The sequence below is a fragment of the Halalkalibaculum sp. DA384 genome (assembly GCF_043951955.1).
Classification (GTDB): Bacteria; Bacteroidota; Rhodothermia; order Balneolales; family Balneolaceae; genus JAMQKA01.
This window is the reverse complement of the sequence record NZ_JBINJE010000051.1, coordinates 1-15,158: the sequence shown is the minus strand read 5'-3', so window position 1 is coordinate 15,158 and position 15,158 is coordinate 1. Positions and strand designations below refer to the sequence as shown.

Annotated in this window: 29 protein-coding genes and 1 pseudogene; all 30 read right to left on the bottom strand. The window is 46.2% G+C overall.

Features of this window, described 5'->3' with window-relative positions:
- Positions 1-247: 247 nt before the first annotated feature.
- Positions 248-811, bottom strand: coding sequence for a 50S ribosomal protein L17 (rplQ, locus tag ACG2E4_RS17430; protein WP_395277379.1), 564 nt, complete (start codon positions 809-811; stop codon positions 248-250).
- A gap of 19 nt (positions 812-830) precedes the next feature.
- Positions 831-1,808 (bottom strand): DNA-directed RNA polymerase subunit alpha, encoded by a 978-nt coding sequence (locus ACG2E4_RS17425; RefSeq protein ID WP_395262336.1) that lies wholly within the window; start codon positions 1,806-1,808, stop codon positions 831-833.
- A 33-nt stretch (positions 1,809-1,841) separates the two neighbouring features.
- Entirely contained in the window at positions 1,842-2,447 is a 606-nt protein-coding gene (gene rpsD / locus ACG2E4_RS17420; RefSeq protein WP_395262337.1) for a 30S ribosomal protein S4, read from the bottom strand.
- A gap of 34 nt (positions 2,448-2,481) precedes the next feature.
- Positions 2,482-2,880, bottom strand: coding sequence for a 30S ribosomal protein S11 (gene rpsK / locus ACG2E4_RS17415; RefSeq protein ID WP_395262338.1), 399 nt, complete (start codon positions 2,878-2,880; stop codon positions 2,482-2,484).
- 24 nt (positions 2,881-2,904) lie between these two features.
- Positions 2,905-3,282, bottom strand: a complete 378-nt coding sequence (rpsM, locus tag ACG2E4_RS17410) for a 30S ribosomal protein S13 (RefSeq protein ID WP_395262340.1) — start codon at positions 3,280-3,282, stop codon at positions 2,905-2,907.
- A 15-nt stretch (positions 3,283-3,297) separates the two neighbouring features.
- Positions 3,298-3,414 (bottom strand): 50S ribosomal protein L36, encoded by a 117-nt coding sequence (gene rpmJ / locus ACG2E4_RS17405; protein WP_310688685.1) that lies wholly within the window; start codon positions 3,412-3,414, stop codon positions 3,298-3,300.
- A 31-nt stretch (positions 3,415-3,445) separates the two neighbouring features.
- Positions 3,446-3,664, bottom strand: coding sequence for a translation initiation factor IF-1 (gene infA / locus ACG2E4_RS17400; RefSeq protein WP_165143897.1), 219 nt, complete (start codon positions 3,662-3,664; stop codon positions 3,446-3,448).
- Positions 3,657-4,469 (bottom strand): type I methionyl aminopeptidase, encoded by an 813-nt coding sequence (map, locus tag ACG2E4_RS17395; RefSeq protein ID WP_395277378.1) that lies wholly within the window; start codon positions 4,467-4,469, stop codon positions 3,657-3,659. Before map ends, infA begins: the two co-directional genes overlap by 8 nt.
- Positions 4,466-5,776 (bottom strand): preprotein translocase subunit SecY, encoded by a 1,311-nt coding sequence (gene secY / locus ACG2E4_RS17390; RefSeq protein ID WP_395262342.1) that lies wholly within the window; start codon positions 5,774-5,776, stop codon positions 4,466-4,468. Before secY ends, map begins: the two co-directional genes overlap by 4 nt.
- A 27-nt stretch (positions 5,777-5,803) precedes the next feature.
- Positions 5,804-6,262: a 50S ribosomal protein L15 gene (rplO, locus tag ACG2E4_RS17385; protein ID WP_395262344.1), complete on the bottom strand. Its 459-nt coding sequence runs from the start codon at positions 6,260-6,262 to the stop codon at positions 5,804-5,806.
- A gap of 28 nt (positions 6,263-6,290) precedes the next feature.
- The gene (rpsE, locus tag ACG2E4_RS17380; protein ID WP_395262345.1) at positions 6,291-6,818 is read right to left on the bottom strand and encodes a 30S ribosomal protein S5; all 528 of its coding nucleotides are present in this window, start codon (positions 6,816-6,818) and stop codon (positions 6,291-6,293) included.
- 15 nt (positions 6,819-6,833) lie between these two features.
- The gene (rplR, locus tag ACG2E4_RS17375) at positions 6,834-7,202 is read right to left on the bottom strand and encodes a 50S ribosomal protein L18 (RefSeq protein ID WP_395277377.1); all 369 of its coding nucleotides are present in this window, start codon (positions 7,200-7,202) and stop codon (positions 6,834-6,836) included.
- Between the two features lie 10 nt (positions 7,203-7,212).
- Positions 7,213-7,773, bottom strand: a complete 561-nt coding sequence (rplF, locus tag ACG2E4_RS17370; RefSeq protein ID WP_395262349.1) for a 50S ribosomal protein L6 — start codon at positions 7,771-7,773, stop codon at positions 7,213-7,215.
- 19 nt (positions 7,774-7,792) lie between these two features.
- Positions 7,793-8,185 carry a 30S ribosomal protein S8 gene (gene rpsH / locus ACG2E4_RS17365; protein ID WP_395262351.1) on the bottom strand — a complete coding sequence of 131 codons (393 nt, stop codon included), beginning with the start codon at positions 8,183-8,185 and terminating at the stop codon, positions 7,793-7,795.
- 21 nt (positions 8,186-8,206) lie between these two features.
- Positions 8,207-8,476: a 30S ribosomal protein S14 gene (gene rpsN / locus ACG2E4_RS17360; protein WP_395262353.1), complete on the bottom strand. Its 270-nt coding sequence runs from the start codon at positions 8,474-8,476 to the stop codon at positions 8,207-8,209.
- A gap of 21 nt (positions 8,477-8,497) precedes the next feature.
- On the bottom strand, positions 8,498-9,049 hold the full coding sequence (gene rplE / locus ACG2E4_RS17355) for a 50S ribosomal protein L5 (RefSeq protein ID WP_395262355.1): 552 nt from the start codon (positions 9,047-9,049) through the stop codon (positions 8,498-8,500).
- A 15-nt stretch (positions 9,050-9,064) separates the two neighbouring features.
- On the bottom strand, positions 9,065-9,409 hold the full coding sequence (rplX, locus tag ACG2E4_RS17350; protein ID WP_395262357.1) for a 50S ribosomal protein L24: 345 nt from the start codon (positions 9,407-9,409) through the stop codon (positions 9,065-9,067).
- Between the two features lie 14 nt (positions 9,410-9,423).
- A complete protein-coding gene (gene rplN / locus ACG2E4_RS17345) occupies positions 9,424-9,792 on the bottom strand; it encodes a 50S ribosomal protein L14 (protein WP_395262359.1) in 369 nt (122 codons plus the stop codon).
- A 79-nt stretch (positions 9,793-9,871) separates the two neighbouring features.
- Positions 9,872-10,135, bottom strand: a complete 264-nt coding sequence (gene rpsQ / locus ACG2E4_RS17340) for a 30S ribosomal protein S17 (protein WP_395262361.1) — start codon at positions 10,133-10,135, stop codon at positions 9,872-9,874.
- Between the two features lie 11 nt (positions 10,136-10,146).
- Positions 10,147-10,365, bottom strand: a complete 219-nt coding sequence (gene rpmC / locus ACG2E4_RS17335) for a 50S ribosomal protein L29 (RefSeq protein ID WP_395277376.1) — start codon at positions 10,363-10,365, stop codon at positions 10,147-10,149.
- A 20-nt stretch (positions 10,366-10,385) separates the two neighbouring features.
- Positions 10,386-10,808, bottom strand: coding sequence for a 50S ribosomal protein L16 (rplP, locus tag ACG2E4_RS17330; protein ID WP_395262365.1), 423 nt, complete (start codon positions 10,806-10,808; stop codon positions 10,386-10,388).
- Between the two features lie 22 nt (positions 10,809-10,830).
- Positions 10,831-11,571: a 30S ribosomal protein S3 gene (gene rpsC / locus ACG2E4_RS17325; protein WP_395262367.1), complete on the bottom strand. Its 741-nt coding sequence runs from the start codon at positions 11,569-11,571 to the stop codon at positions 10,831-10,833.
- 14 nt (positions 11,572-11,585) lie between these two features.
- The gene (rplV, locus tag ACG2E4_RS17320) at positions 11,586-11,966 is read right to left on the bottom strand and encodes a 50S ribosomal protein L22 (protein ID WP_395262369.1); all 381 of its coding nucleotides are present in this window, start codon (positions 11,964-11,966) and stop codon (positions 11,586-11,588) included.
- A 10-nt stretch (positions 11,967-11,976) separates the two neighbouring features.
- Entirely contained in the window at positions 11,977-12,261 is a 285-nt protein-coding gene (gene rpsS / locus ACG2E4_RS17315) for a 30S ribosomal protein S19 (protein ID WP_395262371.1), read from the bottom strand.
- A gap of 5 nt (positions 12,262-12,266) precedes the next feature.
- Entirely contained in the window at positions 12,267-13,109 is an 843-nt protein-coding gene (rplB, locus tag ACG2E4_RS17310) for a 50S ribosomal protein L2 (protein ID WP_395277375.1), read from the bottom strand.
- Between the two features lie 14 nt (positions 13,110-13,123).
- The gene (gene rplW, locus ACG2E4_RS17305) at positions 13,124-13,414 is read right to left on the bottom strand and encodes a 50S ribosomal protein L23 (protein WP_395262375.1); all 291 of its coding nucleotides are present in this window, start codon (positions 13,412-13,414) and stop codon (positions 13,124-13,126) included.
- Entirely contained in the window at positions 13,411-14,064 is a 654-nt protein-coding gene (rplD, locus tag ACG2E4_RS17300) for a 50S ribosomal protein L4 (RefSeq protein ID WP_395277374.1), read from the bottom strand. The genes rplW and rplD overlap by 4 nt, the downstream gene beginning before the upstream one ends.
- A gap of 15 nt (positions 14,065-14,079) precedes the next feature.
- The gene (gene rplC / locus ACG2E4_RS17295; RefSeq protein ID WP_395262379.1) at positions 14,080-14,706 is read right to left on the bottom strand and encodes a 50S ribosomal protein L3; all 627 of its coding nucleotides are present in this window, start codon (positions 14,704-14,706) and stop codon (positions 14,080-14,082) included.
- A 20-nt stretch (positions 14,707-14,726) separates the two neighbouring features.
- Positions 14,727-15,038, bottom strand: coding sequence for a 30S ribosomal protein S10 (gene rpsJ, locus ACG2E4_RS17290; protein WP_165143918.1), 312 nt, complete (start codon positions 15,036-15,038; stop codon positions 14,727-14,729).
- Positions 15,039-15,062: 24 nt separating this feature from the next.
- Positions 15,063-15,158: pseudogene (locus ACG2E4_RS17285) on the bottom strand (elongation factor Tu); the annotation flags it as partial.

Here is a 15,158-nt window from a genome sequence, read left to right as displayed (position 1 = left end):
CTTGCCTCCCGGCCGTCTTTACTTCGTCATCTGCTTCGCAGAATGACGGGTCGCACTATGCGATTATCTGTCTGTCTCATTACGGAAAAGAACAAAAAACATCGCCTTGAATTCCTGGAAAAACTTTTAATGCTTTACCCTTCATCCAAGGCGATGCAATGATAAGGGATTATTAAGTACGTGTCAATAAATATCTGAACTTTTTTGAAATAATTGACAGTACACAAGACCTAAATACTTCTGCTATCTACTCCTCCTCATCAGATACTTCAGGGGAGGCATCGTTGCTTTCATCTAAATCTTTTTTCGGATCCTCTTTTACCTCATCCTGCTTTTTATTTACTTCTTCCTTCTTATCACCCTGTGCCGAATCAGTAGTAACAGGAGTGGGCTTATTCGACTTGCCGGCACGCCTGGTTCGTTTTTTACTCGAACTCTGTTCCGGCTTCACATCATTATAGTCGACAAGTTCAATTACAGCCTGCTCAGCGCCATCTCCTTTGCGATAGCCGGCTTTGATAACCCTTGTATAGCCACCCGGCCGATCCAGCGCCTTTTGAGCAACCTCCTCAAAGAGATGAGAGACCGCTTCCTTATCTTGTAGCTTGGAAAAAACCTGACGCCGGTTGTGCGAGGTATCCTCTTTAGCCCGGGTAATAATGGGTTCAACATACTTTCTGAGCTCTTTGGCCTTTGAAAGTGTGGTCACAATTCGATGATTCTTTATTAGGGCCACAGACAACGCCTGCAGTGTCGCTTTCCTGTGCGGTACATCACGACCTAACCGTTTACCTCTAACTAAATGTCGCATTATTTATAAAATTTCCTTGTTACTTATCCAGATATTTTGATGTATCCATGCCGAAGTGAAGGTTTTTATCTTCAATAACCTCTACGAGTTCAGCCAGTGATTTTTTCCCAAAATTGCGAAATTTTAGAAGATCCTGTTCATCCCGTTCAACCAACTCGCCTATGGTATTAATATTAGCTGATTTAAGGCAATTATATGAGCGTACACTCAAATTCAAATCCTCGATACTCGTTTTCAGCAGGTTGGTAATGCGTTGCTTCTCCGCATCTACCTCCTCTTCCTCCTGTGTAAACGGCTCTTCGATCTTCTCAGTGATAAACCGTTCAATATGTTCACTTAAAATTTTACCTGCAATGGTAAGGGCTTCCTTCGCATTTATAGATCCATCGGTGGTTACATTCATTATCAGCTTTTCATAATCGGTACGCTGACCTACGCGAACATTTTCCACATCATATTGTACTTGTTTAATCGGGGTGTATATCGCATCGATAGGAATTAAATTCACATCATCTTCGCTATCAATATTTTGCTCCTCAGAAGGAACATATCCCCGGCCCCGGCCCACTTTCAATTCTATTTCGAGGTCGGCATCTTCGGCGCAGTGAGCGATGACCTGTTCAGTGTTCAATACATCAAACTCAGCAGTTGCATCATCAATATCCTGTGCGGTAAATACCCCTTCACCGCTTTTCGAAACATGAATAACCCCGCTGCTTTGCTCTTCCGACTTAAACCGAACTTCTTTCAAATTCAGGATAATTTCATAAACATCCTCCTTAACTCCCTGAATGCTGGAATATTCATGTTCAACACCATTAATCTTAACTGCATTAATGGCAATTCCAGGCAGTGAAGAAAGAAGAATGCGACGAAAGGAGTTTCCTATTGTGACACCAAATCCCCGTTCCAGCGGCTGAAGAATAAATGTACCAAAAGTGTCATTAGATTCTTCAACCTCGAGGGCTTCTGGCATTTGAATGCTATAATTACTCATAATAGGGTCAATACTTTTAGTATTATCAAAAAATTACTTGGAATAAAGCTCAACGATCAGCTGTACATTGATATTTTCAGGAATCTCCTCAAGAGAGGGATAATTCAAAAATTTTCCTGATTTTTCTTTCTTATCAATTTCAAGCCATTTGTACTTACTAGTCGGGCTATGTGCCAGGGCATCTTCAATGATCTCAAGATTACGTGATTTGGGTCTCACCGAAACCACATCCCCGGCTTTCATTTGATAGGAGGGGATATTAACCAGTTCTCCATTTACAGCAATATGTTTATGGCTGACCAGCTGCCGGGCCTGGCGTCTCGTTCGGGCCATACCCAACCGATACACCGTATTGTCGAGCCGGCTTTCAAGGTACTGCAGGAGAATTTCTCCAGTTACCCCATCTTTTGCATTAGCTTTCTCAAAAAGATTTGAAAACTGTTTTTCAAGTAGCCCGTATGTGTACTTCGCTTTCTGCTTTTCTTCAAGTTGAATCGCATATTCCGATTTTCTGGAATATCGTGAACGTCCGTGTTCACCGGGTCCGTAAGGCTTTCGTTCCAAAGCCTTGCTTGGTCCGAAAATCGGCTCTCTGAATCTACGTGCTTTCTTCTGTTTGGGACCTCTGTATCGTGCCATAAATTTATTCCGTAAACTATACTGATTTTATCAATTAAACTCGACGACGTTTTGGGGGGCGGCAACCGTTGTGGGGAATCGGCGTACGGTCTTTTATTGTTGTGATCTCCAATCCGCTTGTGGCAAGTGCCCGAATAGCAGACTCGCGCCCGGAACCGGGGCCTTTCACAAAAACTTCGACCCTGCGCAGCCCCATTTCATAGGCAGCGGTAGCCGCAGTTTCCGCACTTAGCTGGGCGGCATACGGTGTATTTTTTCGCGATCCCTTGAACCCCTCCTTACCTGCAGACGACCAAGATAGTGCATTACCATCGGCATCGGTTACAGTAACAATCACGTTATTGAAAGTAGCCTTGATAAAGGCCATTCCGTTAGGATCTGAGATCTGCTTTTTTCGTTTCTTTTTAGCTGAAGGTCGTTGTCGCTTTGCCATGTTTTATCAAATATTAAACTATTACTACTTGGGAGCTTTTTTCTTACCTGCAACGGTTCTGCGTTTCCCCTTGCGGGTACGCGCATTCGTTTGGGTACGCTGGCCCCGCACGGGAAGCCCCTTCCGGTGGCGACTTCCGCGATAGGAACCAATCTCAATCAATCGACGAATATTCTGGTTGACCTCTGTACGCAAAGCACCTTCAACCTTGTATTCACTGTCGATTTTCTTTCTCAGATCGGCAACCTGTTCTTCGGTCCAATCTACTACCTTGGTATCATGGTCGATCTCCAGCTCATCCAATATGTCCTGAGCGGTTGATCGGCCGATACCGTAAATATAGGTAAGAGCAATGACTCCGCGTTTTTCCTTGGGTAAGTCAATTCCAGCAATTCGTGCCATAAATCTAATCCGGTTTTACCCTTGCCGCTGCTTGTGGCGAGGATTCTTCTTGTTAATTACATATACGCGTCCATTTCTTCTTACAATTTTATCGTCTGGACTTCGCTTCTTAACAGATGACTTGGTTTTCATAGTACTACTAACTACGTTTTTAATTCAACTTCTACTTATATCGATACGTAATACGTCCTTTTGAAAGGTCGTATGGCGACATCTCCACGGCAACACGATCGCCGGGAAGAATCTTTATATAGTGCATTCTCATTTTGCCCGAGACATGCGCTAATATTTCATGTCCGTTATCCAGTTCTACCCTGAACTGGGCATTGGGCAATGCCTCAATAATTTCTCCGTCTTGTTTAATCGGCTCTTCTTTAGCCATGAATTCCTACTGGTATTCGATTTTTGGTTATCTCTCTAATATAATCAAACGTACTTAGAATTTCAGCCTTTCCTTCGCGCACTACAATATCATGTTCGTAATGGGCCGCGATGCTGTTGTCCGCGGTCACGACCGTCCACCCATCATCCTGGGTTTCCACTTTCCAGCTGCCCATTGTCACCATGGGCTCAATTGCCAGTGTCATTCCTGATCGCAGCCGTTCGCCCCTGTTCGCCCTTCCAAAATTGGGCACTGAGGGATCTTCATGAAGCGACTTTCCGAGGCCATGACCGACTAGATCGCGTACAATTCCAAAGCCTTCCGCCTCGCAATGGCGCTGAATCGCGTTGGAGATATCCCCAACCTTGTTTCCATGAACGGCCTGCTCAATTCCCTTTGTAAGAGATTCCAGGGTTGTTGAAAGTAATTTGAGTGTTTCCTCATCGCACTCACCGACAGCAAATGTATATGCATGATCTCCAAAAAAGCCATCCTTTTCGACGCCACAGTCGATGGATACGATATCGCCCTCTTCCAACACGCGCGATTCGCTGGGAATTCCATGCACCACCTCTTCATTAATGGAGATACACAAGGTGGCGGGGAATTCATTCCCTTTGGGTCCATACCCTTTAAAGGCGGGGCGACCGTTGTGCTTCTTTATAAACTCTTCGCCGATCTGATCGAGCTTGGCAGTCGTAACACCCGGCTCTATATGTTTGGCTACTTCAGCCAGTGTTCGTGAAACCAGCTGGGCACTTTCCCGCATTTTCTCAATTTCCGACTCACTTTTCAGGAAAATCATCCTGCCCGGCGCCTTCCTTTAATTTTGCCTGATTTCATAAATCCGTCATAATGACGCATCATCAGGTGGCTCTCAATTTGCTGCAGGGTATCTATAGCTACACCTACAATAATTAACAGGCTCGTCCCCCCATAAAACATCGCAAATCCGGGGGTGACACCCAGCTGAGCCGCGAAGGCCGGCATAATAGCGATAAATCCTAAAAATATGGATCCGGGCAGTGTTACTTTGGTCAAAATATTGTCAATGAATTCTACCGTTTGTTTTCCAGGTCGTACGCCGGGAATAAATCCACCCTGCCGTTTCATCGTATCAGCCATCTCCTGGGGGTTGACGGTAATGGCCGTATAGAAATATGTAAAGAACACACAGATAATAAAGAAGATGATCGAATAGGTTACTCCTGTAAAATCTGATGACCAGGCTGTCAACATCTGAACGGTTGCGTTGTTCGGGAAAAAGGTGCCAATAGTACTTGGAATAAACATGATGGATTGTGCAAAAATAATCGGCATCACTCCTGCCGCATTCACTTTGAGCGGCAAATACTGGGTGGTTCCTCCATACACCTTTCGTCCGACAACCCGCTTGGCATACTGTACCGGAATTTTACGTACACCCTGTGTCAACAGCACACAGAAGGCGATTACCAGCAACAAGGCTGCAATCTCAACAATGAATATAATCAAGTTGCTCTTGGTTGTGAACTCGTTAACCACATTGGTTGGCAGTGCTGCAATAATACCAACCATGATGATAATGGATATACCGTTTCCTATTCCCCGGTCCGATATTCGCTCCCCCAGCCACATTACAAACGTAGTTCCGGCGGTAAGTATAATCATTGAAGTCAGCACAAATGTAATATTACTGACAACAATAGCATCCGGCGAAGTAGCCATCAGGTTGATTGAAAAACCGATAGATTGTACAAGAGTGATACCCACGGTTCCGTAACGGGTCAACCGGTTGATTTTACGGCGCCCTTCTTCTCCCTCGCGCTGTAACTTCTGGAAGTAGGGTACGACCGCCCCCATCAGCTGGATAATGATTGCAGCGGTAATATAGGGCATAATCCCAAGTGCAAATACACCCGCTCTGGCAAAGGCTCCACCAACAAACATATCAAAAAGCCCCATCAGGCTGGATGCATTGCCTGTTTGTTGCGTTAGCTGTGATGCATCCACACCGGGCAGCGTTACATAACTCCCGATCCGATACACCATGAGGATACCGAGCACATATAAAATGCGATCACGGAGATCCTCAATCTTAAATATATTTCGAAAGTTTTCGACTATGCTCATTAGCTGCTGTTGATCTCGTAGGTTAAATTAATTTTCAACGATCGTAACTGATCCGCCGGCCTTTTCAATTTTCTCCCTGGCCGACTTGCTGGCAGCATGTACTTCAATGTCCACAGATGTTTCTATCTCGCCCCGGCCAAGTAACTTGACCAGTTCGCCTTTACCAATGATACCGGCAGCCCGAAGATCTTCAACCGTTATCGTCTCTTCAAGCTTACCAAGCCCTATAAAACCGTCAAGGGTATCCACGTTCAGCGCTTCATACTCTGTACGAAACGGATTATTGAAACCCCATTTGGGAACACGGCGTTGCAGAGGCATCTGTCCACCCTCAAACCAGTTTTTTTGTTTATAACCGGTCCTGGACTTTTGGCCTTTATGTCCCCGGCCGACAGTATGGCCACCATGGCCTGAACCCTGGCCCCGACCAATGCGCTTCCTGTTCTTTTTGTTTGGTTCGGGCGCTTTAAGATTACTTAAATCCATAAGACTTCCGTATTAAATTCTTGTCGTTTTATCCTTCAAATACTTTTTCCAATGAAACTCCTCGGCGCTGGGCCACTTCAACCGGATCGACCAATCCTTTTAAGGCGTTATAGGTCGCTTTCACCATGTTGTGAGGATTAGAAGAACCAACTGATTTAGTCAGAATGTTCTTAACCCCTGCAATATCAAGCAACGCCTTCACGGGTCCACCCGCAATTACACCGGTACCTTCGGATGCAGGTCTGAGCAGTACTTCCCCCGCTCCCTCCTTGCCTGTAATGGTATGATAGATACTTCCGGTTCGGGTCATCGGTACTTTAATGAGATTCTTCTTCGCGTTATCAAACCCTTTTTGAATCGCATCTGAGACCTCGTTGGCCTTGCCCAATCCGTGCCCTACCACGCCATCCTTGTTACCTACCACAACAATGGCATTGAAGCTGAACCGGCGCCCGCCTTTCACCACTTTGGAAACACGGTTAATATGGACCAGCTTCTCTTCCAGATTCAGATTAGCCGGGTTAATATTATGTCGTTTTTTAATCTTCTTTGGCATAATGATAAATCCTTTTTAAAAGTCTAAACCTGCTTCTCGTGCTCCTTCAGCCAGCGATTTGATTACGCCGTGGTATTTATACCCGCTCCGGTCGAAGACCACTTTTTCTACTCCTTTATCCCTGGCAATCTTTGCCAGGTGCTCTCCTACAACTCTGGCCCCTTCAGATTTTGTTTTATCCTCAAGCTCGACTTTCAGCTCTTTGCTTTTGGTTGAAGAAGCCGCAAGGGTAACCTCTGAGAGGTCATCGATCAACTGAGCGTACACATGTTTGTTGCTTTTATATACACTCAATCGGGGACGTTCCGCCGTTCCACGGATTGTAGATCTAATACGGCGACGTATTTTGTTTCGACGTTCAGTTTTTTTCTTGTTCTTATCCATCGTTCAGTTTCTATGCACCTTTCGCGGCAGATTTACCAGCTTTTCGTCGAACCCATTCGTCTACATAACGTATACCCTTACCTTTGTAGGGCTCAGGCGGACGAAGGGATCGAATCTTGGCTGATACCTGACCGACCAGTTCTTTATTAATTCCAGATACGATGATTATCGGATTTTTCTTGGTTTTGGTATCTACTTCAATATCGATACCATCCGGGGGAACAAAATAGATGGGATGCGAAAATCCCAGGGTCAATTCCAGTACCCCACCGTTATAGGCGGCCCGGTAGCCAACACCAATAATCTCTAGTTTCTTTTGATACCCTTCCGTCACTCCGGTAATAATATTGCTGATCAGTGAACGGTATAACCCGTGCAGCGATCGTATTTCCTTGGCTTCGGAGCTACGGGTAACGATAATTTCATCATCCTGTTTTTCAACATTAATACTGGGATCGACCTTTACCGAGTCGCTACCCTTTTTGCCTTTAATGGTTACAACATTATCGGCATTAATGCTGAATTCAATATTGTCTTGTAATGAAATCGGTTGTTGTCCGATACGTGACATAGTGCTTCAACTTTATTGATTAATAAACAGAGCAGAGTATTTCACCACCAACATGCAGTTTGCGGGCTTCCTTGTCGGTCATAACGCCCCGCGAAGTGGACAGTATAACCACGCCCAGCCCGTTCAAAGCCCGGGGGATACTGTCAGCATCGGTGTAATTGCGAAGTCCCGGCTTGGAAATCCGCTTCATATTTTTGATAACCGGTTGACCGTAGGGATCATACTTCAGAAACAGTCGTAACAACCCCTGTTTCCCGTCATCAATATTAATGTATCTCTGAATGTATCCTTTATCTAAAAGGATCTTAGTAATTGCACGCTTCAGTTTCGAGGCGGGAATGTCTACCCGACGATGCCCGGACTGCTGTGCATTGCGTATTCTTGCTAAATAATCTGCTACTGGATCAGACATAAATTTCTAAATTAGACTGTGTTACCAACTTGCCTTTCGTACACCAGGTATCTTGCCATCGAGGGCCAATTCTCGGAACTTAATCCGTGAGATACCATATTTGCGAATAAATCCGCGTGAACGTCCCGTTAAGCTGCAACGGTTGTTTTGTCGCGTGGGGCTTGAGTTCCGGGGCAGCTTTTGCAGCTCCTCCCATTTTCCCTCTTCCTTCAGCTTTTCACGCTTGTCTTTATACTTCTCGTAAAGTTCTTTACGCTTCTTGTTGCGAGCTATCCAAGCTTTTTTTGCCATAATATTAGGATGCTTTAGAATTTAATTTCGTTTGACAAAAGGCATTCCAAACCCTTTCAACAGGGCGTATGCTTCCTCATCCGTCTCGGCGGTGGTTACAAAGGTGATATCCAACCCGTGCACCTTGTCCACATTATCGGTGTTAATTTCGGGGAATATCGTATGTTCCCTGATACCGAGGGTATAGTTGCCTCTCCCGTCAAAACTCTTGTCGGGAACGCCCTGAAAATCGCGTGTTCGCGGTAATGCAAGGTTAATAAGGCGATCCAGGAACTCAAACATTATACGTTTGCGCAGCGTTACCTTGCAGCCTATCGGCATTCCCTGGCGGAGTTTAAAGTTAGAGATCGATTTCTTTGAGCGTGTTTTTACCGGTTGCTGTCCCGTTATTTTCGCTACGTTATCAACAACGGTATCGAGCACTTTTTCATTCTCAACAGCATCCCCTACGCCCGAGTTAACTACGATCTTCACGAGCTTGGGTACAGCCATAATATTTTCGTACCCAAAATCTTCCTTGAGCTTCGGTATAATTTCTTCTTTGTATACAGTTTGTAATCTTGCTTCTGCCATTACTATCTAACACTCTTAGTTGTCAATGATTTCTCCAGTCGTCTTTGCGTATCGGACCCAGCGACCGCCGCCATCTTCCTCAATCCGTTTTCGGCCGATCCGGGTGGGTTCTCCCGAATTGGGGTCAATTACCATCACATTCGATATGTGAATCGGGGATTCCCGCTCAATGCGTCCACCCTGTGGATTTTGCTGACTGGGTTTGTCGTGATGTACCCGCATATTGATTCCCTCAACAAGTACACGATCTTTTTTCGGGAAAACAGCCAACACGCGGCCTTCTTTACCCTTGTCATTGCCGGCAATGACTTTAACATCATCACCCTTTTTGACATGTAATTTCTTTTTTTTGCTAGGCATAATTGAACAAATTTTTAAAGTACTTCAGGAGCAAGTGAAACGATACGCATAAAGTTGCGTTCTCGAAGTTCCCGGGCTACCGGACCAAATATCCGTGTACCGACCGGTTCATTCTCCTTGTTAATAATAACTGCTGCATTCTCATCAAATTTAATGTAGCTGCCGTCACGTCTTCTGAGCTCTTTCTTTGTACGAACGACAACAGCATTCACAACCTCTCCTTTCTTGACATTACCGCCGGGTATGGCTGTTTTCACAGAGCATGAAATCAGATCGCCCACGCGGGCATATCTCTTGCGGGAATCCCCCAAAACCTTGATACACTGCAGTTTTCGGGCACCGCTGTTGTCAGCTACATTTAATACTGTTTGAATCTGTACCATCGTTGCTTCCTAAGAAATATTTTTAAGCTGAATAAATAGCATGACCACCTATTCAGAGCAATCAGTTCAACCTGTTAGTTTATTTGGCGCGTTCAAGAATTTCTACCAGACGCCAGGTTTTTCGTTTTGAAAGCGGTCGTGTCGACATAATATGCACCTTGTCGCCAACCTTGGCTTCATTGCTTTCATCATGGGCCATATATTTCGTCGTTTTAGTGATAAATTTCCCGTAAATAGGGTGTTTCACCTGACGATCGACGGCTACCGTGATACTTTTATCCATACTGTCGCTTACAACGCGACCGGTTCGTTCTCTTCGTTGTGCTCGTTCTGTCTGTGCCATAAATCTCTTCCTTACTCAGTATCTTCTGATCGGGATTCGTCATTTTCCATTTCATGAATAACCGTTTTTAAGCGGGCAATTTCACGCCTGGTCATCCTGATCCGTGCCGGGTTTTCGAGTTGCCCTGCAACAGCTTTGTTAAACTCCATGTCCTTAAGTGCTTCCTGCTCATCACTTAGACGAGCCTTGAGCTCCGTCACAGTCAGATCTCTCATTTCATGTGCTTTCATACTCAATACAATCTTTTTAATTAAGGTCCGTCGTAATCTCGGCGAACAATAAATTTCGTTTTGATGGGAAGTTTGTGAGAAGCCCGGCGAAATGCTTCATGAGCCCGTGCTTCAGAAACCCCCGTTATCTCAAACAATATTCGTCCCGGTTTTACCACGGCTACATATTTCTCAACCGCGCCCTTGCCCTTACCCATGCGTGTTTCAGCGGGCTGAGCCGTCTTGGGCATATCGGGAAAGATCCGAATCCATGTTTGCCCGTCGCGCTGTAGCGTTCGCGCAATGGTGATACGACAGGATTCTATCTGCCTCGAAGTAACATATTTAGATTCGAGCGCTTTCAGCCCGAAGTCGCCGAATGCGAGCGTATGCCCCCGCTGGGCATTCCCTTTTAGGCTTCTGCGGTGTTGTCGGCGCCGTTTTACCTGCTTTGGTTCTAACATAACTCTGATTTCTGGTCAATTCCTAGTTATTACTTCTTCTACGCCTGTTGCGTCTGGAGCGGCGTTTGCCTCCTCCGCGGCGAGATCGCGATTGCTGCTCCTGTTGCTCATGAGCATCACCAGGAGTCAGCTCAATATCACCCAGGATTTCTCCCTTAAAGATCCAAACCGTCACTCCAATAGATCCGTAGATCGTATTTGCCGTTGACTTGTGATAATCGATATCGGCACGAAGCGTGTGCAGGGGAATACGACCCTCTTTGTATTGCTCGGTGCGTGCCATCTCTGCGCCGCCAAGCCGGCCTGCGCATCGAATCTTGATTCCCTCGGCACCCATACGCATGGCCGATGATATTGCTGTTTTCATCGCCCGCCGGAAAGAGATTCGGGCTTCCAGTTGTTGCGCAATATTCTGGGCAACCAGACTGGCGTCTGTCTCCGGCCGCTTAATCTCACTTACATTAATCTGTACTTCCTTGTTGGTAATCGCTTTCAGCTCCTCCCGAAGAAGTTCAATCTGTTCGCCACCCTTACCGATAATCACTCCCGGACGGCTGGTTTTTAGCGTAAGAAGAATCCGTTTAGGAGTTCGCTCAATAATTACGCGTGCCAAACCTCCATTGCGTAGTCGCGTATGAAGATACTCACGTAACTTTGTGTCTTCGTATAGAATTTCCGGCTCATTCTCTTCAGAATACCAGTTGGAATCCCAACCGCGAATAATACCGAGCCGTAAACCTACTGGATGTGTTTTTTGTCCCAAGGTATTTCCTGTCTTTATTCGTTAATCAATTCTTCTTCTTTGGTGCCAACAACCACCGTAATATGGCTCATCCTTTTACGTATTTGATGAGCCCGCCCCATCGGTGCCGGCTGAATGCGTTTCAGCGTTGGCCCTTCATCAACATAAATCTCCTTAATGTACAGCTCATTATTCTCGGGACGTATCTCCTGGAATTTATCCCGTGCGTTGGCTGCAGCAGATTTAATGACTTTGGCAACATGCGGAGAAGCTGCCTTCTTTATAAATTCAAGCTTCTTCAATGCTTTTGCCACGTTTTCACCACGGACGGCATCTACAACCAATCGTACTTTCCGGGGTGATTTCCGCAGGTACTTCTGTACTGCGCGTGCTTCGATGTTTGTGTCTTCGGCCATTGTTTAAATCCTATCGTTTAACTGCTTTTTCTGCTTTTTTGACCGGATGTCCCCGGAATGTGCGGGTAGGTGCAAATTCGCCTAGCTTGTGTCCTACCATGTTATCAGAAACGTACACCGGTATAAACTGCTTACCGTTGTGTACAGCAAATGTCAATCCCACAAAATCTGGTGTGATCATTGAGCTGCGCGACCAGGTCTTGATGACCTTCTTCTTGCCGCTTTCATTCATTTCATCAACTTTTCGCTGCAGCTTGTAGTATACGTAAGGTCCTTTGCGTAGTGATCTGGGCATGGTTCTTATCTCTTATTCTTGGATTTCTTACGGCTTCGTACGATGTACCGATCAGAAAGCTTCTTGCGTTTACGGGTCTTCTTCCCTTTTGAGGATTGACCCCAAGGAGATCTCGGATGGCCACCGGAGGCCTTGCCTTCTCCACCACCCATCGGGTGATCAATCGGGTTCATTGCCACCCCGCGGGTTTGAGGCCGCTTGCCTTTCCAGCGGTTTCGTCCAGCCTTGCCGAGCGTAGCATTAAAATGATCAGGATTGCTGGTCGTTCCAACCGTGGCATAACATGTGCCAAGGATCATACGAACTTCGCCCGACGGTAGCTTGACCGTGACGTAACGATCAGACTTCGCCACCATCTGTGCCTGTGTTCCTGCACTCCGGCACAACTGCCCGCCCTGGCCGGGATGGAGTTCAATGTTGTAAATAAATGTACCCGGTGGCATATTTTTCATCGGAAGTGCATTACCCACATCGGGCTCTACATTCTCTCCGCTTATGACGGTCTGACCGACCTCAACACCCTGTGGCGCAATAATATACCGCTTTTCGCCATCCGCATATGCCAGCAACGCAATACGTGCCGAACGATTCGGATCATATTCAATAGTCTGCACTTTTGCCGGTATATCGATTTTATCACGTTTAAAATCGATTTGGCGGTAGCGCCGTTTATGGCCGCCACCCCGATGGCGCGAAGTCATTCGACCTTGCTTGTTACGGCCGCTGCTGCGCTTTATACCTTTCACCAGGCGTTTCAGCCCGGGTTTGCTTACCGTGATGTCATCGAGCACAGGCGCATTCCGGTGCCGGGTGCCTGGCGTATTTGGTTTTATTTTCTTATTTGGCATGAATCTGGGCTGTCTTAAATTTCACTAAAAAAGTCAATTTCGCCTTCCTTCAACGTCACAATAGCTTTTTTCCAAACTTTTGAACGTCCTTCTACATATCCACTTCGAGTGAAGCGACCTTTGGGTTTGGAAGGCATTATCATGGTGTTGATCTTGCCTACCTTGACATCAGGATATCGCTGCTCTACAGCTCGCTTGATATCACTCTTTGATGCATACTTGTCAACAACAAAAGCATATTTACCGTCGAACTGATCCTTGGTAGACTTTTCGGTTATATAAGGTTGTTTAAGTACGTCTTTCATTCGGCAGCCTCCTTATTGGCTGTTGGTTCAACAGATTCTTGCAATTTTTCAACCGCTCCTTCTTCTATTACTAACGTATCGGCGTACATAATCTGGTAGGTCGTGGGTTTGTCTGCCTCAAGCACTTCCACTTCCGGGATATTGCGGGCCGACTTGAAGAGATTCAGATTCGTATCCGCAGTTAGTATCAATATTTTTTTACCCTTCAATTCCAGTGCAGAAATAAGATCCGCAACCTTTCGGGTTTTGGGCTCTTCCAGATCAAAGCTCTCCACAACCCGGATGCCCTCTTCCGAGGCTTTCTGGGACAAGGCCGACTTTCTGGCCAGTCGCCGCATCTTTTTAGTCATCTTGACCTCATAAGAACGTGGACTGGGTCCATGCACGGTTCCCCCACCCTTCAACAGGGGAGAACGGATTGAACCACGCCGCGCCATTCCCGTACCCTTCTGCCTGTACGGTTTGCGACCACCGCCACGCACCTGAGCGCGCTCCTTGGTATTTGAGGTACCCTGGCGCTGATGAGCCAGATATCGACGCACATCTTCATATACGACGGTTTCATTCGGCTCAATGCCAAAAATCGAATCCCGCAGGTTAACCTCTCCGCTGCCCTGCTCTCCGTCTTTATTGAATACTGATAATTTCATTTGGTCGATCTGTTACTATCGGTTATAAATTTCAACGATTCTCCCGTTGGGTCCGGGAACAGAACCCGTGACCAGCATCATATTAGATTCAGGCAGAATCTTGGCAATGGTTAAGTTCTTGATCTTTGTTCGGTTATTTCCCGACCGACCGGCCATCTTTATTCCCTTGAACACGCGAGCGGGATCGGATGCCTGACCGATTGAACCCGGATGTCGCTGCCGGTCATGCTGCCCGTGGGTAGCTTCTCCAACCCCGGAGAATCCGTGCCGTTTGACAACGCCGGTAAAACCCCGGCCCTTGGAAATCCCTACAACATCAACACTATCGCCAACAGTAAAAACATCCTCGATCTTAAGGGTATCCCCAAGTTCAAATCCTTCTGTATCGAAATCCCTGAACTCTTTTACATATTTCTTTGGAGAGGCCCCCGCTTTCCGGAAATGGCCCAATACCTGCTGGCTGACGCTTTTTTCCTTCTTATCAAACGCAGCAAGCTGCAATGCCTTGTACCCATCGTTCTCTTCTGTTTTAATCTGGGTAACAACACAAGGGTCAACCTCAATGACGGTAACGGCGAAGTTTCTGCCGTTCTCATCATACATATTGGTCATTCCTACTTTTTTACCTATTAAACCACTCATTGTGTTATCTATCTAGGCGTTTACACTTTAATTTCTACATCCACACCGGAAGGCAACTCCAGCTTCATCAATGCATCAACGGTTTGAGAGCCGGTGGAAAGAATATCGATCAGTCGCTTGTGCGAGCGATATTCAAACTGTTCACGAGATTTTTTATTCACGTGGACAGACCGGTTGACCGTAATGATGTTTTTCTTGGTCGGCAGTGGTATCGGTCCCGACACCACTGCTCCTGTTGACTTTACAGTCTGGATAATCTTTTCCGCCGATTTATCGATCAGATTGTGATCGTACGACTTTAACTTTATTCGGATCTTTTGCTGAGTAGCCACTATATAATTCCTACTCTTTTAGAGTTATTCAATAATTTTGCTAACCACGCCGGCCCCGACGGTGCGCCCGCCCTCGCGGATCGCAAATCGAAGCCCCTCTTCCATCGCCACCGGCTGGAT